20 protein-coding genes are annotated in these 21,758 nt (G+C 39.2%); all 20 read right to left on the bottom strand.

All coding sequences use genetic code 11. The annotated features are described in order from the left end of the window. Nucleotide 1 precedes the first annotated feature (1 nt). Nucleotides 2-133: a hypothetical protein gene (locus tag ACQ2HF_RS06735; RefSeq protein ID WP_432412759.1), complete on the bottom strand. Its 132-nt coding sequence runs from the start codon at nucleotides 131-133 to the stop codon at nucleotides 2-4. Nucleotides 134-331: 198 nt separating this feature from the next. After that, the gene (locus ACQ2HF_RS06730; RefSeq protein WP_432412758.1) at nucleotides 332-1,939 is read right to left on the bottom strand and encodes a tetratricopeptide repeat protein; all 1,608 of its coding nucleotides are present in this window, start codon (nucleotides 1,937-1,939) and stop codon (nucleotides 332-334) included. A gap of 186 nt (nucleotides 1,940-2,125) precedes the next feature. Further along, nucleotides 2,126-3,511 carry a hypothetical protein gene (locus tag ACQ2HF_RS06725; protein WP_432412757.1) on the bottom strand — a complete coding sequence of 462 codons (1,386 nt, stop codon included), beginning with the start codon at nucleotides 3,509-3,511 and terminating at the stop codon, nucleotides 2,126-2,128. 168 nt (nucleotides 3,512-3,679) lie between these two features. Continuing rightward, complete coding sequence (locus ACQ2HF_RS06720; RefSeq protein WP_432412756.1) at nucleotides 3,680-4,522, bottom strand: helix-turn-helix domain-containing protein; 843 nt, start codon at nucleotides 4,520-4,522, stop codon at nucleotides 3,680-3,682. Nucleotides 4,523-4,552: 30 nt separating this feature from the next. Beyond that, nucleotides 4,553-6,622 (bottom strand): alpha-ketoacid dehydrogenase subunit alpha/beta, encoded by a 2,070-nt coding sequence (locus ACQ2HF_RS06715; RefSeq protein WP_432412755.1) that lies wholly within the window; start codon nucleotides 6,620-6,622, stop codon nucleotides 4,553-4,555. A gap of 91 nt (nucleotides 6,623-6,713) precedes the next feature. Beyond that, complete coding sequence (locus ACQ2HF_RS06710) at nucleotides 6,714-8,000, bottom strand: dihydrolipoamide acetyltransferase family protein (protein WP_432413063.1); 1,287 nt, start codon at nucleotides 7,998-8,000, stop codon at nucleotides 6,714-6,716. 69 nt (nucleotides 8,001-8,069) lie between these two features. Beyond that, the gene (locus tag ACQ2HF_RS06705; RefSeq protein WP_432412754.1) at nucleotides 8,070-8,675 is read right to left on the bottom strand and encodes a transferase hexapeptide repeat family protein; all 606 of its coding nucleotides are present in this window, start codon (nucleotides 8,673-8,675) and stop codon (nucleotides 8,070-8,072) included. A gap of 76 nt (nucleotides 8,676-8,751) precedes the next feature. Beyond that, a complete protein-coding gene (locus ACQ2HF_RS06700; protein ID WP_432412753.1) occupies nucleotides 8,752-9,504 on the bottom strand; it encodes an enoyl-CoA hydratase/isomerase family protein in 753 nt (250 codons plus the stop codon). A gap of 131 nt (nucleotides 9,505-9,635) precedes the next feature. Further along, on the bottom strand, nucleotides 9,636-12,176 hold the full coding sequence (gene paaZ, locus ACQ2HF_RS06695; protein WP_432412752.1) for a phenylacetic acid degradation bifunctional protein PaaZ: 2,541 nt from the start codon (nucleotides 12,174-12,176) through the stop codon (nucleotides 9,636-9,638). A gap of 93 nt (nucleotides 12,177-12,269) precedes the next feature. Then, nucleotides 12,270-13,481: a 3-oxoadipyl-CoA thiolase gene (gene pcaF / locus ACQ2HF_RS06690; RefSeq protein ID WP_432412751.1), complete on the bottom strand. Its 1,212-nt coding sequence runs from the start codon at nucleotides 13,479-13,481 to the stop codon at nucleotides 12,270-12,272. A gap of 159 nt (nucleotides 13,482-13,640) precedes the next feature. After that, nucleotides 13,641-14,501, bottom strand: coding sequence for a KPN_02809 family neutral zinc metallopeptidase (gene ypfJ, locus ACQ2HF_RS06685; RefSeq protein WP_432412750.1), 861 nt, complete (start codon nucleotides 14,499-14,501; stop codon nucleotides 13,641-13,643). 31 nt (nucleotides 14,502-14,532) lie between these two features. Further along, nucleotides 14,533-14,970: a PaaI family thioesterase gene (locus tag ACQ2HF_RS06680; protein ID WP_432412749.1), complete on the bottom strand. Its 438-nt coding sequence runs from the start codon at nucleotides 14,968-14,970 to the stop codon at nucleotides 14,533-14,535. Next, nucleotides 14,970-15,347: a four helix bundle protein gene (locus tag ACQ2HF_RS06675; RefSeq protein ID WP_432412748.1), complete on the bottom strand. Its 378-nt coding sequence runs from the start codon at nucleotides 15,345-15,347 to the stop codon at nucleotides 14,970-14,972. Before ACQ2HF_RS06675 ends, ACQ2HF_RS06680 begins: the two co-directional genes overlap by 1 nt. A 38-nt stretch (nucleotides 15,348-15,385) precedes the next feature. Beyond that, nucleotides 15,386-16,570 (bottom strand): 3-hydroxyacyl-CoA dehydrogenase NAD-binding domain-containing protein, encoded by a 1,185-nt coding sequence (locus ACQ2HF_RS06670; RefSeq protein WP_432412747.1) that lies wholly within the window; start codon nucleotides 16,568-16,570, stop codon nucleotides 15,386-15,388. 97 nt (nucleotides 16,571-16,667) lie between these two features. After that, nucleotides 16,668-17,453 (bottom strand): enoyl-CoA hydratase-related protein, encoded by a 786-nt coding sequence (locus ACQ2HF_RS06665; RefSeq protein ID WP_432412746.1) that lies wholly within the window; start codon nucleotides 17,451-17,453, stop codon nucleotides 16,668-16,670. A 68-nt stretch (nucleotides 17,454-17,521) separates the two neighbouring features. Further along, on the bottom strand, nucleotides 17,522-18,025 hold the full coding sequence (gene paaD / locus ACQ2HF_RS06660; RefSeq protein ID WP_432413062.1) for a 1,2-phenylacetyl-CoA epoxidase subunit PaaD: 504 nt from the start codon (nucleotides 18,023-18,025) through the stop codon (nucleotides 17,522-17,524). 95 nt (nucleotides 18,026-18,120) lie between these two features. Then, entirely contained in the window at nucleotides 18,121-18,876 is a 756-nt protein-coding gene (gene paaC / locus ACQ2HF_RS06655; protein WP_432412745.1) for a 1,2-phenylacetyl-CoA epoxidase subunit PaaC, read from the bottom strand. Between the two features lie 178 nt (nucleotides 18,877-19,054). After that, entirely contained in the window at nucleotides 19,055-19,345 is a 291-nt protein-coding gene (paaB, locus tag ACQ2HF_RS06650; RefSeq protein WP_432412744.1) for a 1,2-phenylacetyl-CoA epoxidase subunit PaaB, read from the bottom strand. Between the two features lie 125 nt (nucleotides 19,346-19,470). Next, nucleotides 19,471-20,430 (bottom strand): 1,2-phenylacetyl-CoA epoxidase subunit PaaA, encoded by a 960-nt coding sequence (gene paaA, locus ACQ2HF_RS06645; protein WP_432412743.1) that lies wholly within the window; start codon nucleotides 20,428-20,430, stop codon nucleotides 19,471-19,473. A gap of 165 nt (nucleotides 20,431-20,595) precedes the next feature. After that, the gene (locus ACQ2HF_RS06640; RefSeq protein ID WP_432412742.1) at nucleotides 20,596-21,669 is read right to left on the bottom strand and encodes a 2Fe-2S iron-sulfur cluster-binding protein; all 1,074 of its coding nucleotides are present in this window, start codon (nucleotides 21,667-21,669) and stop codon (nucleotides 20,596-20,598) included. Nucleotides 21,670-21,758 lie beyond the last annotated feature (89 nt).

Below are 21,758 nucleotides of genomic sequence, written 5' to 3'. Positions count from 1 at the left end.
GTTACTTAGGTTTTGAGTTTGACTTTTTATTTTCTTCAAGTTTTTGAACCAGCTTCTTTAATGCATTTTTTTTGTTTTTGCTATTTTCTAGAAGCGTATCCAATTCGGTTTTAGTTTCTTTTCTTTCTTTCATCAAGAAATCTTTGTTAATGAAACAGCGCTTAGTTTCCGTTTTAATCTGGGCCAAATATATTATGCCTCCTTTTCTTTAAAAATTAATTAACCCATACAAAAACACTCACAGTCGGATTTTGACCATAGCAACACCACTCAATTATATATATTTAATTGAATTAAAGGTAGTTAACGTTCTTGTGTAATTCCGAATTATTTAATCGAAACTGAATAAATAAGCTGAAAGATCGGTGTCTGCGTGTGTAATATTTAGCTTTTTCCGAAGTCGGGTACGTGCATTTTCTACAGATTTTGCAGTTTGACCCGTAATTTGAGCAATCTCTTTTGAAGTGAGATTCAGTTTTAAAAGGGCACATAACCGTTTGTCTTTTGGAGTAAGGTCCGGGTGTTTTTCAATTAGATTCTTGTAGAACGATTCATGTACTTGTTCAAATCGTATTTCAAATTCTTCCCACAAATTGGCATTGGTGTCGCGTTTTAAACGTTTGACCACATAATCTATAGCATTTTGGGTTTCTTTCTTAGAGGCTGTTAATCGCACAGATTTTAAATCGGTTAAGATATCTTCAATTATTTCGGTACGGTGTATTTCAACCATTGCCTTACCAATCAATTCTTTGTTTTTCAGTTCCAGCGCTGTGTTCAGTTCTCTTTGTTTGGCAGTTGCCAGTTGTTTTTCAAGTTCCGTGTTTTTTAGTTTTGCTCTAAACCGAAGTAACAAAGCACCCAGTAACACAAGTGCTCCCAATAATCCCAAAAGAATCATATAATTTCGAAACCTTTTTTTTCCTTCTTCTAGCTCACGTATTTTTTCTTGGTTTCGGTATTTTTCTTCAATAAGCACACGCTCCACATTTACCCGTTTGTCTTCCAAATCGATAGAATCACGGATCTGATTATATTTTTCAAAATACGTTGCAGCTTCTTCATACGCGCCTTTTTTCAAGAGGCTTTTATACACCAATCCAACGGCATATTGTTGTTCAAAACTGAAGGGTGCAGACACATCATTGGCAACAATCACTTTTTTGGCATATACTAAAGCGGAATCAATTTGGTTATTCTGCAGGTAAAATTGAGACAACTCACCATACAAAAAAGAAGTTGTTCGTGGGTTTGACATTGCTGAAACACTTTGCAATGCTTTTTGAAATGAACTATTTGCCCGTTCCATTTCTTCTTTCTTGAGATAACTTCTACCCAAATTGGTTTGTACATAAATGGAAAGATTAGGATCCTTGCTTACGTTAGCCAATTTTTCAGCTTTTTCGAAATACACCAATGCCGAATCTGCATTTTTACTCAAATACAAATTCCCCATATTGTTGAGAATTTGAGCTAATAACAAAGTGTCTTTTTGTTGCAATTGGTATTGGTACACCTTATCAAAATAGGACAATGCCTTTTCCTTATTATCAATCCTGGCATAGACAATCGCGAGATTATTCTCTAACCTGAAACGTTTTGAAGCTTCTTTATCTTCGTAATAATTGTATGCTTTCAGGAAATTCTCTAAAGCAATATCGAGTGCGTCTTTTGCTGAATAAATAGTGCCCGCCGCTACATATACTTCGGCTAATAATGCTTCATCATTTGCGTTTTCAGCAGTTTCTTTGGCAATATCTAAGTAGTGAACAGTACGTTCCCAATTGGATTGTTGCAATTCTTCTGCTATAGAAAGGCTTAATTGTGTTTTTTCAATAGAAGAAGAAGCTTCCGCAAGGCTGTCTACCAAAACAGAGACTCTATCTTGAGCAAAACTTACCTGAAAGCAACATAAAAGCAATAAAAAACGCAAGTGCATAGCTTTATTTTGAATTGAAAAGGTACTGAAATTTTAATAAATTTATATCTCTTACGCTTCGCCTTTACTTTATCAATTTATGGAATCGCTGCTTTATTTTCTTAGTGGTTGTGAAATAGTGATTTAAAAAAAGCCTCCTTGTATTTTATATACAGGAGGCTTTCTAAAAAATAACTTTATTATTATTTACAGATCAAACCCTGTAAGCCCAAGGAAATTAAAAGCTCCTGGTTGACCTAAGCCACTTTGAGTAGTTTGAAGTACTATTTGCTCTCTATAATCAACTCCACTTTGGGTGATATCAAAAATATTCATAGAGAACGACTGAAACGCGCCGAGGTGATATAAGTATTGATTGTTTGGAGTAACCCAAACATCCTTAGAATCGGCTGGAGGTGCATTTCCCTCACGCGCCTCAACAGGTAAGGTGCTTGTTACATTTCCAGAAGCACCTAATGCAAAAGGAGTGATTACGTTTGAACCAAAACTCGCTACATATAATCTATCTCCAGACGGACTTACAGCAGTCCAGCAGGCTTCGTCTAAATCGTCTGCAGTACTAGTTGCAAAATTACCCGACTTTGTTACACTAGACCCATTGTCTAATAAAACTGTCAAGCTATTGTTTGTTTTAGCTATTGTAGTATTGAAATTTGTTGAATATAACAGCGAATTACTCCCACGTGCCCAATCAATTCCTATCGTACCTGCAATACCTTCTTCTTGAAAGAAACGTCCGTTTGATGCAGTTCCATTATTAAAATCGTACACATATACTCTACTTGGACGTTGTTCCTCCAATGATGGACTATCTGTGCCAAAATGCGCAACTCCCCATAAAGAAACGGCTAATTTAGAACCATCTTCACTAAAAGTAACATTTACAGGCCCACCATTTTCACGAACATAATTATCTAGTTGTGATACTGAAGTTAAACTCCCATTAGTAGTATTAAAACGGAATAACTGAATATTACGCTCTTGGTCTGTAGCATCAGGTTGTGTTAGGTCCATCATATGAAACGCATCATTTGGAAAACGCCTCAAATCAGCTCCAGAACCCTGAACATTTGGATTGTTCCATTGGTTACCCACAACAACCCAGAATTCTGTAGTACTACCGCTCACTGGAGTAGACGTAATACTAACCGGGCGTGTTCCCCCTGAATTTGTATTCGCTACACGCGTTAAATTACCATTGGTTTTATCCAATGAAAAAACTGAAACAGTATTCCCTCCAGAATTAACAGTTAAGAAGTAGTCGCCAATAATGCGAATTGCTCCTTGTGAATCATAATCTCCAAAGGCATCCCCACCTACGCTAATATTTGCTCCGCCATTACTGCCAGTGGGGAAAGCGGTTTCATTCCGTAAGGATCCGTCATCCATTCGTTCAAAACGAATTACCTGATTTTCTCCCTGCCCATTAGTTGTGGTATAAATATAGCCGGCAACAACTGGGTCTGAATCACCACCATCTGTAATATCATCATCATCATTACTACATGATGTAAAAGTAATTGCTGCTACACAACATAAAATTGCGAATGAACTTCTCGTTAAATTTTTCATAAATTTTTTTTTAATTTTTTTTAAAAGTTTTACTGCTTTTAACTGTCGTAAAATTAACAGCAGTATTTTAATTAAAACTAAAATTATGAAGGCATTAACGAATCTAAGTAGTTAATTTTATGTTAGTTATACACATTGTTCCTTTAAAAAAGAAGATTGTTCCCTGTATTAATTTTTTTGCAGTTCTTTTTTAAATCTCAATGGACTAATGCCTACATTTTTTTTGAAGAAATTCGAAAAATGACTCGCATTGTTATAACCTATTATTTTTGAAATATCTTTAATAGAATTATTAGAGTATAAAAGTAACCTCTTTGCTTCTAAAATTATTCTTTCATTTATATGTTGTAATGGCGTAGTATCACTATATTCTGAAAAAACATTGGATACCGTTTTGGGTGACTTTTTTAATAAAGTTGCATAATCAGTCACTTTATGATGCGTTCTAAAATTTTTTTCTACCAAAACATTAAAGGCGCGAATTGTTTCTTTTCTATCCAAAGTTCCCTCCGGTGCTCCGAACTTAGTTTCTATTAAACGTGTAGACTTTATGATAAGACGTTTAAGCATCACACGTAGCATCTCACCCTGAGATCGGTTTTCCTTCAATAGTTCCTCCTCAACAATTGTGTAAATTTCTTTAAAAAGCTTTTTTTCAGTATCATCGAGCATAATGACCATTGGCGAAGAAGAACCATAAAACAAAAGACCATTGCAGGAAACTTCCTCGTCGTTATCTCTGATACAATAAAACTCCCTGTTAAATACAATTGAAATGAGCGCATTATGTTCATGTGACATTTCAATAGTATTAAGTGGCGTACAGAAAATAAGTTGATTTTTTCCAAACGTATATGCACACCCGTCTATTAGTATAGAATTTACCTCTTCCTTTGCCCAAATAATTTTATAAAACTCATGCCCATTTAATAATCCCCGACCCTCTGCACAGCTGAAATCTGTAAGAGTCAAATGACTATTATCTATAGGTTCTTTGAAAACTAAATTCATTTTTATTTGTTATTGGGAAGGTAGAAAATTTTAATACTTTAAAATCTCTTCAATCTTAGCCTTTACTTTTTCAGTTGAAGGAATCATGGTTTCTTCTAACACAGAGTTTAAAGGAATCGCTGGCATATTTTCAGACCCAATTACCATCACTGGCGCATCTAATTGCTGAAAGCATTCTTCCTGAATTCTACCCTGCAACGCCCTGCTGAAGCTATTTTCTGACGGCTCTTCAGTGACCACCAAACACTTTCCACATTTCTTGACACTCTTAAAAACTGTTTCGTAATCCAGTGGGTGTAGTGTGCGTAGATCTACAATTTCCACACGGTCTGTAATGCCCATTTCTTTTGTGGCGTTATACGCCCAATGCACTCCCATTCCGTAGGTAATAATTGATAACGTTTCTTCCTCCTCTTGTGGCCAGATTTCTTGTAGTACCCACGCTTTCCCAAAGGGTAAGATATAATCCTCTGCAGGTTCTAAACTTGTAGCGCCTTTGGTTCCTTTTACTTTACTCCAGTATAATCCTTTATGTTCAAAAATCACAACGGGATTAGGGTCGTAATAGGCAGCTTTCATCAGTCCTTTTAAATCGGCCCCGTTACTTGGATAGGCTATTTTTATGCCTCGAATGTTACTCACCACACTTTCCATAGAAGAAGAATGATACGGTCCACCGCTTCCATACGCACCTATAGGTACGCGTAAAATCATAGATACTGGCCATTTTCCGTTAGAAAGATAGCAGCTACGTGAAACTTCAGTAAAAAGCTGATTAAGTCCAGGCCAGATATAATCTGCAAACTGCACCTCAACAATAGGTTTTAATCCCACAGCACTCATTCCTACCGTAGAACCTACAATAAAAGCTTCCTGAATAGGCGTATTAAATACTCGGTTATCGCCAAACTTCTGCGCTAAGGTTGCCGCTTCTCTAAACACACCTCCTAATCTTCCGCCAACATCTTGGCCGTATAGCAAACATTCAGGATGTTTCGCCATTAATTCTTCAATCGCAAATAAGGCGCAATCCACCATTACCACTTTTTCGCCACCAGCAGGAGAACGCTCTCCAACTTCTTCGGTGATTGGGGTTGGGGCAAAATCGTGTGTAAATAAATCTTCGGGTTTTGGGTCCTCGGCTTTGAGCGCTTTGTCTAGACTTGAAGCGACTTCGGTCTCCGCCGAAGTGACAATTTTGTTTAATTCATTTTCCGAAAATCCATTATCCAATAACAATTTTCGAAGTTTTGGATACGGATCACGACTACGCGCTTCGTCCAAATCGTCACGATAAAACTCCATTCGAACTCCAGAAGTATGGTGATTCAACAATGGAACTTTGGCGTGTACTAAAAACGGGCGGCGTTCGGCTCTAATTGTTGAAATGACTTCTTTGATGGTATTGTAGCTTTCTTCAAAATCAGTTCCATCTATCGAGATGGCTTCAAGACCGTGAAAACCTGCCGCATATTCGGCTGCATTCTGGGCACGGGTTTCGGCAGCATTTGCTGAAATATCCCAACCATTATCCTGCACTAAATACAAAATAGGCAATTGCTTTAAAGCTGCCATTTGAAAAGCTTCTGCGATTTCACCTTCGGTAACCGACGCATCTCCTAAAGAGCAAATTACAATGGGTTGATCATCGAAAACCTGTTTAGCAATCGGCTCATCTTTCCCTAAAGATTCTTTATAAGAAAACCCAAGCGCAACACCAGTAGCAGGAATTGCCTGCATTCCTGTAGCACTACTTTGGTGTGGAATTTTTGGTTTATCATCGTCACGTAAACTAGGATGCGCATAATAGGTGCGCCCTGCTGAAAACGGATCCTCTTTCTTTGCCAACACCTGCAACATCATTTCATAAGGCGTCATCCCAATGGCGAGCAACATGGAGTCATCCCGATAATACGGAAACATATAATCCTGCGGCAGCAATTGCATCCCCACAGCAGTCTGTATCACCTCGTGCCCACGCGATGTGGCGTGCACATATTTTGAAACTACTTTAAAATTCTCTTCGTAGATTTCAGTCATTGCTTTTGCAGTGACTAGGTTTTTGAAGGCTTTTAGTACTATATCTTTTGTAATCTTCATTTTAAATAAATTCAGATGTATTCCATATAGAATAAATCATTATAATGCAGTCTAATTTATGAAGGTCTCGACTGCGCTCGACCAGACAACTTTAATATTTTCTATTTAAGTCGAAATTCTCCATATAATCACCTACTCTTCGCAAGAAAGATCCTGCTAAAAATCCATCTACTATTCTATGGTCAAAGGAGAGTGACAGGTACATCATACTTCTTATTTCTATAACGTCGCCTTCTGGTTTTTCTATAACTTCAGCACGCTTTTTAATAATTCCTGTAGCAAGAATTGCGGCTTCTGGCTGATTGATAATAGGCGTTCCCATTAAACTACCAAAGGTTCCCACATTACTAATAGTAAACGTGCTTCCCTTCATATCATCCCCTTTTAGGTTTCCAGTGCGCGATTTACCAACCAATTCGTTTGTGGAAGCAGCAAGATCTTTCAGGTTTTTCTTATCGGCATTTTTAACAACGGGAACAATTAAATTTCCACTAGGCAAAGCAGTTGCCATACCAATATTAATGTCCTCTTTTACAATGATATTCTTACCGTCTAAGGAAGAGTTTATCATTGGAAAATCCTTGATAGCCTTTGCCACTGCTTCAATAAACAAGGGTGTAAACGTTAATTTTTCACCGTGTTTTTTCTGAAACTTTACTTTGTTCGCATTTCGCCAGGTAACCATATCAGTTAGATCTGCTTCGATGTATGCAGTCACGTGCGGACTAGTATGCTTGCTATACACCATATGGTCTGCAATCATCTCACGCATTCGGTCCATTTCCACGATTTTCCCAGTGCCTTTATCAAATTTTAAATCGGGAACTTTAAAGCCTGATGTTTCAGCAACTGCTTGTGCAAACTGAAATGGTCTGCCTTCAGCAAGATATTCCGCAACATCACTTTTACGTAATCTTCCATCTTTTCCTGTTCCAGAAATCCTAGCGAGCTCTTCATACGAAATATGATGTTTTCTGGCGATAGCATCTACCAAAGGAGAAATAAAAAGATTTTCATTTACTTTAAAAGTCCCCCTCTGCCCTGCGGGCATCTCCCCCAAAGGGTGAGAAATTCGTGAACTTTTAGATTTTTTAAAACTTGCTTTTTCGTTGTCTAAAGACTTCGATTCAGTCTTTAAATTTTCCGAAGAGGACATATCACTCAACTCAAGAATGGCAATAGTTTCTCCCACAGGCACCACATCCTTTGCCGAAACTTCATGAGAAATCATTTTCCCTGCTGAAGGCGCCGGCACTTCGTTATCAACCTTATCTGTAGCGACCTCAACGAGTATATCTCCTTCTTCAAAAGTATCACCTTCCTGAACTAACCAATTAAGGATGGTTCCTTCCGTAATACTTTCACCCATTTTGGGCATTGCGAAAGCAGTCCTCGCGGAGGCAGGGATCTTTGAATCTGTTCCTTTATTTTCTTTTGACATTTCGTCTTATTCTTTAGTATTCAACTTCATCTCTTGAAGCGTTTTATAAAAATCTTCCTGCACGGGTCTGGTCTTTGGAATGGCTCGCAGTGGTTCTACCTCCCATAAGCTTTCGTGACAATCTGTAGGCAATTGCTGATATAATTTTGTTCCTGCTGTTTTCCAAGCAATCATTTCTTCTGAAACTTCCTTGATTGCCTTTGCTGGGTTTCCTACGATTAATTGTCGTTTTTCAAATTTCGCTTCAGCCTTTACAAATGCCATCGCGCCTACAATACATTCGTCACCTATCTCAGCATCGTCCATGAGTACGCTATTCATTCCAATTAGGCAATTTCTACCTAAATTGGCTCCGTGAATTACCGCTCCATGCCCAACGTGTGCGCCTTCTTTCAATACAATACTTTTGCCTGGAAACATATGAACCGTACAATTTTCCTGCACATTCACACCATCTTCCAAAATAATCTCACCCCAATCGCCACGTATGGCAGCGCCTGGTCCTATGTAGCAATTTTTTCCAATAATCACATTCCCAGTAACCGCGGCTAATGGGTGGACGAAGCTTGATTCGTGTATTACTGGTATGTGGCCTTTGAAGGAGTAAATCATATGAATATCGAATAATGAATTTTGAATATCGAACGCTGAAGTACTTCATTATTCGTTATTCGAAATTCGGTGTTCATCATTTAAATCTTTTCAATGTTTCTTTTGTAAAATCAGATAAAACAAGTCGTCCCGAAATCACAGCTCTCTCCGCCAATAACTCATCCCAGTTTTCAGTTCCCGCCCACATAATTTTTTTCATTTCTTTCATGGCTTCAGGATTGTAATTGCACAAATTTTCAGCAAAGGCTTGTACAGCTTCATCTAATGCTTCGGTGGTTTCGTGAACGCTGGCGTATAGTCCTTTTTGTCGTGCCCATTCGGCATCGTAAAAACTATTTGCGTCAATTGCTATCTGACTCATTCCTGTTAGTCCAAGTTTTCTTTCCACTGCAGGGCCCACGACAAATGGACCTATTCCAATATTCAACTCGCTTAACTTAATGCTGGCAAATTTACTCGCCATACAGTAATCCGTTGCGCTCGCTACTCCTACGCCACCACCCACAGTTTTTCCTTGTACGCGCCCAATGATAAATTTAGGACATTTCCGCATGGCGTTTATAACATTTGCGAAACCACTAAAGAATACGCGCCCAGTTTCAGCATCATCAATACTGATGAGTTCCTTAAAGCTTGCTCCAGCACAGAACGTTCTATCCCCGCCACTTTTAAGAACAATAACTTTTACGGCATCATTTTCTCCAGCTTCTTGTATTGTTTTTCTCAGTTTTTCAAGAATATCTCCTGGCAAACTATTGTGTGCCGGATGGAAAAATTCTATGGTTGAAATTCCTTTTTTTATTTCTTCTTTTACGTAGGGACTAGTCATATTATTTTAGTCTTTCAATTAGTTCTATTTAGTTTAAAGTAGGTCTCGACTGCGCTCGACCAGACAAGCAATTAGTTTAATATTTATGCGTATGCGCAACACGTGCGCATTGACACTTCGTGTCAAATTTGCTACAGCAAATCAAATTGCTCAAAATGATGATTCAAGTGTTTCCTTTCCAATAAATACGATTCATATTTATTCAATTCTCCAAACACCAAATTCTTTAAAACGGCATCAGGGTTATTCTTGAAAAAATCTAAATACTTAAATCGCTGTTCTAAAAACTTCTCTTTCGCCGTTTGCAAATCTGGATGAATTAATGGTGCTAAAGTATCTTTTTCTAACTGCGGGAATCTAGAGTTCTGCGGAAATTTCTCAAAGTTGTACAAGCTGTCGTGAACAACATCAAGATACTTCTCTGGTGTTGCAATGTCAAAATCCTGAAGTTCTCCCGAAGCTATTTTATAGGTATACTCCAGATGCTCCAGCATATGCTGTGGCGTCATGATACCCCATTTCGGTTTACTAGCTGCGGAAAGTTTAGCAAGACAAGATTGAATCGTTTCTGTTGTCATTTCAGTAAAGACCTCTTGCTTCTTTTCTACCATGGTAAGAATAGTAGCAATACAAACTAATGGGTCTTCCTTTTCAGCGCCTTCTGGTAAAATAGCGTTGGCTGTGTCTACATTCGCATCAAAAATCTCTACGTACCACTTTACAATTCCGCTTGGATGTTCTTGGCCTCTGCTGTCTCTATCTACCTTTTGCTTGCACGTTAAACGCACATATAAGGTGTCATTATGATAAATTGGACGTAAGAATCTAATTTCTTCCAGGCCGTAATTTGCTGCAACGGGTCCTTTGTTGGGGTACACAAACAATCCCGCTGCCATTGAAATAATAAAATAGCCGTGGGCAGTTCTTTTTTCAAAAATACTTCCGTCAAGACTTGTTATATCGGTATGTGCGTAAAAGTGATCCCAGGTAATATTTCCGAAGTTCACAATATCTGTATCCGTAATCGTTCGGTTATGCGTTTTGAGTGACATCCCAGGTTGAATATCCTCCCAATGGTATGCAAAAGGGTGTTTTGGCGACTCTTTATAATCGGCTTTTGGCTGATACATTCCTGTAACTTCCGTCAGCGTTGTTGGGCTTCCTTGAATAGCGCAACGTTGTAAATAATGTTTGATTCCGCGCATTCCGCCCATTTCTTCACCGCCACCAGCTCGTCCCGGACCCCCGTGAATTAATCCCGGTAATGGTGAACCGTGTCCTGTACTTTGCTTTGCAGATTCTCTATTTAATATTAAAATACGACCGTGATGACTAGCTGCTCCGACTGCGTATTCTTTTGCTATCTTATTATCGTTAGTCACAATGGAACTTACCAAAGAACCTTTCCCCATCTTGGCTAATGTAATGGCATCTTCCAAGGTGTCATACGGCATTAGCGTACTCACGGGTCCAAAAGCTTCGGTTATGTGAGCATTTTCATTTTGCAACGGATTGTCCTCGCGCATTAAAATAGGTTTCATAAACGCACCCTTTTGTGAATCTGCTCCCACTGCATCAAAATCTTCAAAATTTCCGTAGACCATTTCAGCAGTTTCGGCTAGCTTCGCTACTTGTTCTTTTACGCTATTGCGTTGTGCATCGCTTACCAAACTTCCCATGCGTACTTCCTTCAATCGAGGGTCGCCAATAGTTACTTTATCCAACTGATTTGCCAATGCAATCTGTACATCTTCCAGCAAATCTTGCGGCACGATAATACGACGGATGGCGGTACATTTTTGTCCGCACTTGCCCGTCATCTCATTTCGGACTTCTTTTATAAAGAGATCGAATTCTGGCGTTCCTGGCACAGCATCTTTTCCTAAAATCGCAGCATTTAAACTGTCTGCTTCCATGGTAAAGGGCACCGATTCTTCAATTAACTGTGGGTGATTTTTTAACTGTCGCCCAATTTTTGCTGAACCCGTAAATGAAACTACGTCCTGGGATTGTACGGTGTCTAATATATTTCTCGCAGTTCCTGAAATAAGCTGCAAAGATCCTTCAGGTAAAATTCCTGAAGCAATGATTTCTCTTACAACCGCTTCTGTTAAATAAGCTGTTTGTGGTGCTGGTAACACAACAGCCGGCATTCCCGCCATCCAGTTTACAGCACATTTCTCTAACATTCCCCACACTGGGAAATTAAAGGCATTAATATGTACCGCAACACCTTCGCGTGGCACCATAATGTGATGCGCCATAAAACGGCCCCCGCGAGACAAATCTATTGGGTCGCCTTCCACATGGTAGGATTGGTTGGGGAATAATTTTCTAAGCGAAGCATTGGCAAATAAATTTCCAAAACCTCCTTCAATGTCTACCCAACTGTCGCGTTTTGTTGCTCCGGTGCGGTAACTAATTTCGTAAAAAGCTTGCTTTCGTTTTTCAAGATAGAGTGCGAGGCTTTTCAACATATTTCCACGTTGCTGAAAGGTCATTTTGCGAAGCGTTTTTCCTTTATCTCTTCCGTATTGCAAAATAGAAGGCACATCTAAACCTTCCACCGTGGTGCTTGTAAAATGTTCACCAGTGATAGAATCGAAAACAGGAGTTCCCTCGCCATTTCCTGCTAACCATTGTCCTTGTATGTAGTGTTGTGTTTTTTGCATATAACAAATATTGGAGATTGAAGATTAACGATTTTTAATTATTGAAGTTTTAGTTCTGCAATCAAAAATCTACAATCTACGATCGTTAATCATTTACCTATTCACGTTTTCAATAATCGCAGCATACCCCTGTCCTACGCCAATACACATTGTAATTAATGCATAACGTTTGCCTTTTTCTTTTAATTCCAACGCTGCCGAATACGCAATCCGTGTTCCTGTTACACCCAGTGGATGTCCAATCGCAATAGAACCGCCATTCGGGTTAATCCTTGGGTCGTCATCTTGTAAGCCCCATTCTCTAATGCAGGCTAATGCTTGTGATGCAAAGGCTTCGTTGAGTTCAATCACATCCATATCTTCCATTTTTAAACCAGCTTTTTTTAATGCTTTGTTAGAAGCTTCTACAGGACCAATCCCCATAATTCTTGGCTCTACACCTACAACGGCAGATGATACAATTCTTGCCAAGGGTTTTAAGCCGTATTTTTTTACAGCATCTTCACTGGCGATAATAGTTGCAGCGGCTCCGTCATTTAATCCTGAAGCATTTCCAGCGGTTACGCTACCTCCTTCCTTTTTAAAGGCTGGACGCAATTTTGCTAAAATTTCTTTTGTGGTTTCAGGACGAATAAATTCATCCTCTTTAAAGATAATAGAGTCCTTTTTTCGCTGCGGAATTTCAACAGCGACAATCTCTTTAGCGAAACGTCCGTTTTTCTGAGCTTCGGCGGCTTTCATCTGACTGTGATACGCAAAAGCATCCTGATCTTCTCTTGTAATATTGTGCTTTTCTACTAAATTTTCAGCAGTCACACCCATGCCGTCCGTGCCGTATATTTCGTGCATTTTTGGATTTACAAATCGCCAGCCAAAAGACGAATCGTACATTTTATTATCATTTCCGTAGGGAGAAGCACTTTTTGAAATTACCCAGGGTCCGCGCGTCATATTCTCTACACCTCCCGAAATAAAGACATCGCCATCGCCCGCTTTAATCGCACGATTGGCGTGAATTATCGCAGACAATCCGCTACTGCACAATCTATTTACCGTTTCCCCCGGCACCGTAAAAGGCAATCCTGCCAAAAGTAAACTCATACGTGCTACGTTTCGATTGTCTTCTCCTGCCTGGTTAGCACAGCCCATGATTACATCGTCGTATGCTTCTTTTGGGATGCTCGGATTTCGTTTTACGATTTCGGCAATCACCTTTGCGCCTAAATCGTCTGTACGCACGGCGCCAAGTGTTCCTTTGTAACTTCCTATAGGCGTTCGTACACCGTCTATTATATATGCTTCCATAAATTAAATTTCGAATATCGAATTATGAACACCGAATATCGAAGTACTACTCCTTTATCTTATTCAAAAAACGATATAGTTATGAACCTTTACTTCGTTATTCGAAGTTACGCGGTTCGTTATTCATTATTCTGCTACTCTTCGAGCTGTTATTTTTAATTAATTTAAAAGTGCTGAAAATGTATCACCTTCTTGTAAATTACCAGATCTGTACCCTTTCATAAACCATTCTTTGCGTTGTTGTGAAGTTCCGTGCGTGAAACTATCTGGCGTCACACTTCCTTGTGATCTTTTTTGAATAGCATCATCACCCACCGCATTCGCAGCACTTAAAGCTTCTTCAATATCACCTTCTTCTAAATATTCTTTGTTATAATACGCCCAAACTCCCGCGTAGAAATCAGCTTGAAGTTCTTGTGCTACAGAGAGTCTGTTTGCATCGCTAGTACTAGCATTTTGTTGTAATTGTCTAACTTTTTGTGATGTACCTAATAGCGTTTGAACGTGGTGTCCTATTTCGTGAGCAGTTACATACGCAATTGCAAAATCTCCACCTTGTGCTCCAAACCGCGTCTTCAATTCGTCAAAAAAGACTAAATCCATATACAAACTCTGGTCTGCCGGGCAGTAAAATGGGCCAGAGGCAGAACTTGCGTTGCCACAACCTGTACTTACGGCATCTGTGAATATAACCATTGTGGGATATTTGTACTGGCCTAAATTATTATCTGAAAAAACTTTGCTCCATACGTCTTCTGTATCTGCTAATAACGTAGAAACAAATGCGCCAGTTTCCTTTTCTTGAGCAGTAAGTTCTCTTTGTTCTGTTTGTTGTACTGTTTGACTATTTCCAATTTGCTCTACCAAAGGAGCAAGTTGCTGCCCAGTATCACCACCGAAAATTTGTAATGCGATTACAATTAAAGCCACAACACCACCACCTGCTGCTAATTTACCTTTGGAACTCATCCCACGACGGTCTTCCATATTATCGCTTTGTCTTCTGCCCTTCCACTTCATATTATAATTTATTTAGTCTCTTGTTCTTTTTTTATTCTTCCCAATCTTTGTTCGTTCTATATACCACACCTTTAAAAAGCGCTACCAATTCATCCCCTCGCTTTACTTCTACGATATTAAAACCAACCTTCGTTTTTTGTAAATCTAAAGTCGCTTCAGCGGTAATATAATCGTCTTCTTCTAATGCTTCAATATGGTTGATGCTCGTCTCAATAGAAACAGCATACTTTCCGTGGGTATTTGCTGTAAACCCGAACGCCGTGTCGGCCAAACTATAACTTATCCCTCCATGCGCTTTGTCCATGCTGTTGAGCATTTCTTTTCGGATGGTCATTCCTACTTTACAAAAGCCAAGACGTGATTCTAAAATCTCTATACCAAGCCATTGGCTGTAGGCGTCTTGGGAGAGCATTTTTTCAGGAATCTTCTCGGGTTTGAGGTGTGAGGTATGTGGTGTGAGGTCTTCCATTATTTCTGAATTCGGTTTGAAATAGTTTTCCGTAAACTAGTTAACATTTTAGAAATTTCAGTCACCTGTTTTCTTATTTCTTCGTCTTCATCAAACGAAATATATTTTCTCAGTTTAGCTTTTGTTGAAGCGGCAACACACTCCTCTGCACTATGCCAAGCTGTACCTAAATAATTATAAAATTGCCTATCTGTTCCTGATGAACCTTCTGAAATATTCAAAGCGACTGAGTCTGAAGCTCTCCTAAATTGTGAAGTTAATTCAAATCGTTCGTCTTTAGGAAATCCTTTTGTGATAACGTGCACATATTCACCAAAAACAATTGCTTTTTGGTATACTTGTAAGTCTTCAAATTTAAAATGATAATTAGATTTCATAAATTAAACTTTAATTTCCTCATACCTCACAGCAAGCTTCAGCTCGCGACCTCAAACCTCAAACCGTTATTGTCCATCCTCCTCAACAACGGTGAGCAACGATACCTATCTTCCCGATATTCATCATACAAAGCATCCATTTTCTCAACACACCAATCAATTCCTTTTTCATCTGCCCAAGCCAATAGCCCTTTTGGATAGTTTACACCTTTGGTCATGGCGTTGTCAATATCTTCTGCGTTGGCAATGTTCAAGAATAATGCGTCTGCTGCTTCGTTGATGAGCATAATTAGGATTCTTTCAAAAATCATCTCAGCTAGAGCAGTGTCCTCAGACCTCTCGACTGCGCTCGAGGAGACACGACCACTCTCATCGTATTTATAATATCCTCGTCCCGATTTTCTTCCTAAATAGCCTGCTTCAGCAAAACGTTTTTGGGTGAAGGCGGGTTTGTATCTTGGGTCGTAGTAGAAGGCTGTGAATACTGTTTCTGTTACTGTATAGTTTACGTCGTTTCCAATAAAATCCATCAATTCGAACGGTCCCATTCTGAAACTACCAACGGTTTTCATGGCATGGTCAATGGTAGCGAAATCGGCTATTCCTTCTTCGTAAATCCTAAGTGCTTCACCGTAAAAAGGTCTTGCTACACGGTTCACAATAAATCCAGGTGTATCTTTAGCGACTGCCACTACTTTTCCCCAACTTTTAATGGTGTCTTCGGAAATTTTTAGAGTTTCTTGGGAAGTTTGAATCGCTGGAATTACCTCAACCAATTTCATTAGCGGTGCCGGATTGAAAAAGTGAATTCCAACACATCTTTCAGGCTTATTTAAAGAAGAAGCAATAGAAGCTATTGAAAGCGAAGAAGTGTTTGATGCAATAATGCAATCGTCAGAAACATAACTTTCCAATTCCTGAAACACCTTCTTTTTAATATCCAGGTTTTCAACAATGGCCTCAATAGTCAAATCACTATCTGCCAATTCTTTTAGGGAATTCACGTAGCTGATGTTGTTTTGAATTCTTGTTTTTTCTTCGGAAGTGATTCGGCCTTTCTCTACTAATCGGCTCATTATTTTTTCAAGACTGTCTTTTGCCTTATCCAGTGCGTCCTGATTCAAATCAAACAATTTGACCTTGCATCCCGCTGTGGAAGCAACTTGTGCAATTCCAGAGCCCATGGTGCCTGCGCCGATTATTCCTGTCTTTTTAATATTCATATATTATTTTTTTGAATATCGAATGATGAATTTAGAACACCGAATATCGAATTTTTTATACTTTATCATTCGTTATTCTACGATTCGATATTCATTTTTATTTCCCTTTAAATACTGGCTTCCGCTTCTCTACAAAAGCAGCAACACCTTCGGCATAATCTTCGGTTGAAGCCGATTCTATTTGTAATTTACTTTCTAGCTTCAATTGAGATTCTAAATCGTTAGTCATCGATTCATTTAATAATCGTTTTGTCAAACCAAGTGCTTTTGTGGGCATATTTGCTAGCGTCATTGCTTTCGCACTTACCTCTTCCTGTAAAGTTTCAGCAGAAACAACACTATAAATCATCCCCATGTGCTCTGCCTGTTCTGCGGAAATTTTATCTCCCAACATCATGATGGCCGAAGCTTTTCCAAAACCAATCAATCGAGGTAAAAAGAACGTTCCTGCGCTATCTGGAATTAACCCAATCTTACTAAAAGCCTGGATAAAACTCGCCCTATCACTTGCAATCACTACATCACACGCCAAAGCGATATTGGCTCCTGCTCCTGCAGCTACTCCATTAACACCACATATTATTGGCTTTTCAATTTTTCTAATTCTCGTAACAATAGGGTTGTAATGGTCATCGAGAATTTTTTTAAATCCAGGATTTAAATCGGGATTTGTAATCTCGCCGATATCTTGTCCAGCACAAAATGCTTTCCCGTTTCCAGTTAGGATAATGGCTCTTACCGAATCATCTTTTTCACAAGCATCTAATTCATCTTGCAACAAAAATGCCATCTCTTTATTGAAGCTATTAAAGACTTCTGGACGGTTAAGGGTTAGGGTTGCTACTCCGTTTTTTAGTTCTTTGGTTATTGATTGGTTGGTCATTTAAATTCTATTTACGCTGTTTATTTTAGCGGTTGCGCAACAAGTGCGCAACGACAATTTGTTTTTTATTATTTGAGGCATTTAAAATAGTCAAACGGTTCCTGGCAATCGTCGCATTTAAACAATGCTTTGCAGGCTGTGGAACCAAACTGACTTACTAAATGTGTATTTGTGCTACCGCAATTGGTGCACTTTACTTTTTTTGCATTTCCTAAGAGCACATCTTTGTCTGCCGATTCTGACAATGGTCTAGCGATACCGTATTCCTCCATTTTCTGCAATCCTGCTTCGCTAATCCAGTCGGTACTCCAGGCTGGACTTAGCACCAACTCAACTTCTACTTTTTTACCAAGCTTTGCAAAGGCTATTTTTAAATCGTCTCCAATTACGTCCATTGCTGGACAACCACTATAGGTTGGTGTAAGTTTTACTTTAATAATGCCATCTACCTCAATCGCTTCACGAATTACCCCCAAATCTAAAACCGTCAACACTGGGATTTCAGGATCGCTTACTTGTTCCAGAATTGGAATTAAGTGTGCGTCAATATGTGCGGTTTGAATTATTGTCATCAAATTTTAATTACGAATATCGAATAATGAACACCAGATATCAAAGTAAAAAACTTTATCATTCTGAGTTTTACGGTTCGTTATTCGACATTCTTTTACCATTCCATATTAGGATAGGTGCGTTGCATATACTGCATATCGCTTAGGATATAGCCCATAAATTCTGAATGGATTCCTTTTTTTCCTCCTTTAATAAAATTTGTACGTTCTGGCACTTCAAGATTTGCTTCTTTCAACAATGCAGAAACTTCTTCGTAATAGGCTTCTTTAAATTTTGAGGTATCTACGGCAATTCCTTCAGCAATCATTGCTGTATCCGCTTCGGTTTGGTCAAAAAGTTCGTCTGTGTATGCCCAAAGTTCGTCTATAGCTTCTTGCATTTTTTGCTTGCTTTCTTCAGTTCCATCACCCAGTCTTTTTACCCAATCTCCCGAGAATCTTCTGTGATAACTTACTTCTTTAATTCCTTTTCTTGCAATAGCGACCAGGGTTTCATCTTTGCTGTTAAGCAGTTCATTCATAAACATAAGATGATAGACATCAAACAAAAATTGACGCCCCATTACATATCCAAAATGTTCATTGGGTTGTTCTACTAACAATACGTTTTTGTATTCTCGCTCTAATCGTAGGAAAGCTAAATCGTCTTCAGATTTTCCTTCATCTTGGATTTTAGCAGCATATTGATAATAATTTCTTGTTTGCCCGATTAAGTCCAAAGCAATATTAGTTCCTGCGATATCGGTTTCCAGCGTTGGGCCGTGACCGCAGAGCTCGCCAAGACGTTGCGCCAGGATTAGGGAGTTGTCGGCGATTGATAAAATATAATTGAAAAGATGTTTTTTGTTCATTTCCATAACTTTTTGGAAGTTCAACCCTTCCGTCTTTAAATTTTTTGCAAAAAATTTAAAGCCACCTTCCCTCTCTTAGGGAAGGAGCCATTAGTTTAGTTGATTGAAGTTTACAGTTTTTGATTATTGAACTTTTAGTTCTCAAATCTGCATTCAAATATCTACAATCGTTATTCATTTACATATGCTTCACCTCGTCTGGCAAATCGTAAAAAGTGGGGTGACGATATACCTTGTCTTGCGCAGGCTCGAAGAGCTCGCCGTTGTGTTCTGGGTTGCTGGCGGTGATGTTTATACTTTCTACTACCCAAATGCTTACACCTTCACTTCTGCGTGTGTATACATCGCGTGCGTTTTCGAGCGCCATTTCGGCATCTGCTGCGTGCAGGCTACCAAAGTGCCTGTGTTCTAATCCGTTTTTACTTCTTACGAAGATTTCCCAAAGGGGCCAGTTTTTTGTATTGCTCATATTTTTCAATGCCCGTGAAGGCGGGTATCTTTTTGATTAAATATTGCTATGGGGTGAACCCCCTCCGAATTTAAATTTTCTATGAAAATCTAAATTCACCTCCCCCTGAAAAAAGGGAGAAACTTTTAAGCTGTTTTAAGTTTAGTATTTCTTGCATCCTGCTTCTCCGCATACGCCATCGCAGCATCGCGAACCCAAGTTCCTTCTTCCCAAGCGCCTATTCTGTCTTTCATTCGCTTTTTGTTGGAAGGGCCGTGTCCTTTTACTACTTGCCAGAATTCGTCCCAGTCTATTTCACCAAAATCGTAGCTTCCGGTTTCTTCATTAAATTTTAAATCCGGATCTGGAATAGTCAAGCCAAGAATATCAGCTTGAGGGACCGTCTGGTCTATAAACTGCTGACGTAATTCATCATTCGATTTACGCTTCAGTTTCCACTTCATAGACTGCTCGGTGTGAATACTTTCCGCATCTGTAGGACCCAACATCATTAAACTTGGCCACCACCATCTGTTTAAGGCATCTTGCGCCATGTCTTTTTGCTCAGGAGATCCGTTACATAATTTTAGCATAATTTCGAAACCTTGGCGCTGATGGAAACTTTCTTCTTTACAAACACGCACCATCGCTCTAGCATAGGGTCCAAATGAGGTATTACACAATGGCACCTGATTAATAATGGCTGCACCATCTACCAACCAACCTATCGCTCCCATATCTGCCCACGTAACTGTTGGGTAGTTGAAAATGGAAGAATATTTTGCTTTTCCTGAATGTAATTGCTCGAACAATTCGTCACGAGAAATACCTAAGGTTTCACAAGCCGAATATAAGTACAATCCGTGTCCCGCTTCATCTTGAACTTTTGCCAGCAAAGCCGCTTTTCTTCTTAAAGAAGGCGCTCTGGAAATCCAATTTCCTTCGGGTAGCATCCCTACAATTTCAGAATGCGCGTGCTGACTCATCTGCCTGATGTGTGTCTTTCGATACTTTTCTGGCATCCAGTCTTTGGGTTCTATTTTTTCATCCCGCGCAATGCGGGCTTCAAAAATTTCTTCCAGGTTTTTAATTTGTTCGTTGCTCATAGTATTAGGCTTTTAATTAAAGCTTGGGATTTGACCCCCCGCAACAAATGCGGGGCAGGCTCTTCCGTCTCCAGATAATTTCTTGCTTCGCTGAAATTATCTGGATCCACCTTCCCCTGAAAAAGGGGAAGGAGCTTTTACTCTTCTTTTATTGAAAGATTGTGACTACACATCAAAATCTACTTTTACTTTATCTGTGGTTGGGACGGCTTGGCAGCTCAACACTAGGTTTTGAGACACTTCCTTGTCACTCAACGCGTAATTTACTTTCATCTCTACAGCTCCGTCCAGCACTTCACATTTACAGGTGCTACATACGCCTCCTTTGCAAGCGAAAGGCAAGTCGGCTCCTGCGCCTAAGGCTGCATCGAGAATATTGTCGTATTCTTTGGTCATTGTAAAGACGAATTCTTTTCCGCCATCTACAATGATTACTTCAGTGCCTTCTACATTTTGCTTGGCGAGTCTTTCCTGTCTTGCGATGTCTTCATCTGAAAGCCCTGTAACGAACAATTCAAAATGAACATTTTCTTTTGGCAAGCCTTTGTTTACCAAATAGTCTGAAACGTAATTGACCATTTTCTCCGGGCCACATAAAAATACTTCATTGGTATCTGGAATGTCAATAAATGTCTTGGTTAAAACCTGCATCTTGTCATCATCAAACCTACCATTGAATAAATCTATATCGCGACGCTCCTTGGTTAAGAAATAGTAAATCTCAAATCTTCCAAAGTACTTATTACGCAACTGCTCCAATTCTTCCTTAAAGATAATGGATTTTGCCGTTTTATTCACATAAAACAGCTTGCAAGTAGAACCAGGTTCGACAGCCAAATGACTCTTAACCATAGATAATACGGGCGTGATTCCACTACCTGCGGCAAAAAAGAGATAATTTTTTTCTTTATCTGGAGACACTTCTACCCCAAACGTACCGCTGGGTGCCATGACTTCAATCTCATCTCCAGTTTTTAATATATCATTTACATAGGTCGAAAAAGCACCTCCTAAGATTTGTTTTACGGCCACTTTCCACTCACCATCGCTGGGGCTGGAACACAAACTATACGAACGACGGGTATCTTTTCCATCAATATCGGCTTTCAACGTTAAGTGTTGTCCTTGACGAAATTTAAATTCTCCGGAAATTTCCGAAGGCACATCAAACGTGATCACCGAACAATCGTCCGTCTCTTTGTAGATGTCTTTTACTTTTATTTTATGAAATGTAGCCACAGGTTTTTGTCTGTTTTATGTTACAAAACTAACGATTGTTAGTTAGAATTACAAGTTAATTTTTCCAGTGAATAAAATTCGCTGTAGAG

This window comes from Rasiella sp. SM2506 (genome assembly GCF_050859505.1).
In the GTDB taxonomy this organism is placed as follows: Bacteria; Bacteroidota; Bacteroidia; order Flavobacteriales; family Flavobacteriaceae; genus Marinirhabdus.
Note: the sequence above shows the minus strand (reverse complement) of the source record. Positions and strands in the feature narration are given on the sequence as shown.

Excerpts from the sequence above, each read along its gene's own strand:
- ACQ2HF_RS06735 (WP_432412759.1), bottom strand. The coding sequence starts at position 133 with ATGAAAGAAAGAAAAGAAACTAAAACCGAATTGGATACGCTTCTAGAA.
- ACQ2HF_RS06730 (WP_432412758.1), bottom strand. The coding sequence starts at position 1,939 with ATGCACTTGCGTTTTTTATTGCTTTTATGTTGCTTTCAGGTAAGTTTT.
- ACQ2HF_RS06725 (WP_432412757.1), bottom strand. The coding sequence starts at position 3,511 with ATGAAAAATTTAACGAGAAGTTCATTCGCAATTTTATGTTGTGTAGCA.
- ACQ2HF_RS06720 (WP_432412756.1), bottom strand. The coding sequence starts at position 4,522 with ATGAATTTAGTTTTCAAAGAACCTATAGATAATAGTCATTTGACTCTT.
- ACQ2HF_RS06715 (WP_432412755.1), bottom strand. The coding sequence starts at position 6,622 with ATGAAGATTACAAAAGATATAGTACTAAAAGCCTTCAAAAACCTAGTC.
- ACQ2HF_RS06710 (WP_432413063.1), bottom strand. The coding sequence starts at position 8,000 with ATGCCCAAAATGGGTGAAAGTATTACGGAAGGAACCATCCTTAATTGG.
- ACQ2HF_RS06705 (WP_432412754.1), bottom strand. The coding sequence starts at position 8,675 with ATGATTTACTCCTTCAAAGGCCACATACCAGTAATACACGAATCAAGC.
- ACQ2HF_RS06700 (WP_432412753.1), bottom strand. The coding sequence starts at position 9,504 with ATGACTAGTCCCTACGTAAAAGAAGAAATAAAAAAAGGAATTTCAACC.
- paaZ (WP_432412752.1), bottom strand. The coding sequence starts at position 12,176 with ATGCAAAAAACACAACACTACATACAAGGACAATGGTTAGCAGGAAAT.
- pcaF (WP_432412751.1), bottom strand. The coding sequence starts at position 13,481 with ATGGAAGCATATATAATAGACGGTGTACGAACGCCTATAGGAAGTTAC.
- ypfJ (WP_432412750.1), bottom strand. The coding sequence starts at position 14,501 with ATGAAGTGGAAGGGCAGAAGACAAAGCGATAATATGGAAGACCGTCGT.
- ACQ2HF_RS06680 (WP_432412749.1), bottom strand. The coding sequence starts at position 14,970 with ATGGAAGACCTCACACCACATACCTCACACCTCAAACCCGAGAAGATT.
- ACQ2HF_RS06675 (WP_432412748.1), bottom strand. The coding sequence starts at position 15,347 with ATGAAATCTAATTATCATTTTAAATTTGAAGACTTACAAGTATACCAA.
- ACQ2HF_RS06670 (WP_432412747.1), bottom strand. The coding sequence starts at position 16,570 with ATGAATATTAAAAAGACAGGAATAATCGGCGCAGGCACCATGGGCTCT.
- ACQ2HF_RS06665 (WP_432412746.1), bottom strand. The coding sequence starts at position 17,453 with ATGACCAACCAATCAATAACCAAAGAACTAAAAAACGGAGTAGCAACC.
- paaD (WP_432413062.1), bottom strand. The coding sequence starts at position 18,025 with ATGACAATAATTCAAACCGCACATATTGACGCACACTTAATTCCAATT.
- paaC (WP_432412745.1), bottom strand. The coding sequence starts at position 18,876 with ATGAACAAAAAACATCTTTTCAATTATATTTTATCAATCGCCGACAAC.
- paaB (WP_432412744.1), bottom strand. The coding sequence starts at position 19,345 with ATGAGCAATACAAAAAACTGGCCCCTTTGGGAAATCTTCGTAAGAAGT.
- paaA (WP_432412743.1), bottom strand. The coding sequence starts at position 20,430 with ATGAGCAACGAACAAATTAAAAACCTGGAAGAAATTTTTGAAGCCCGC.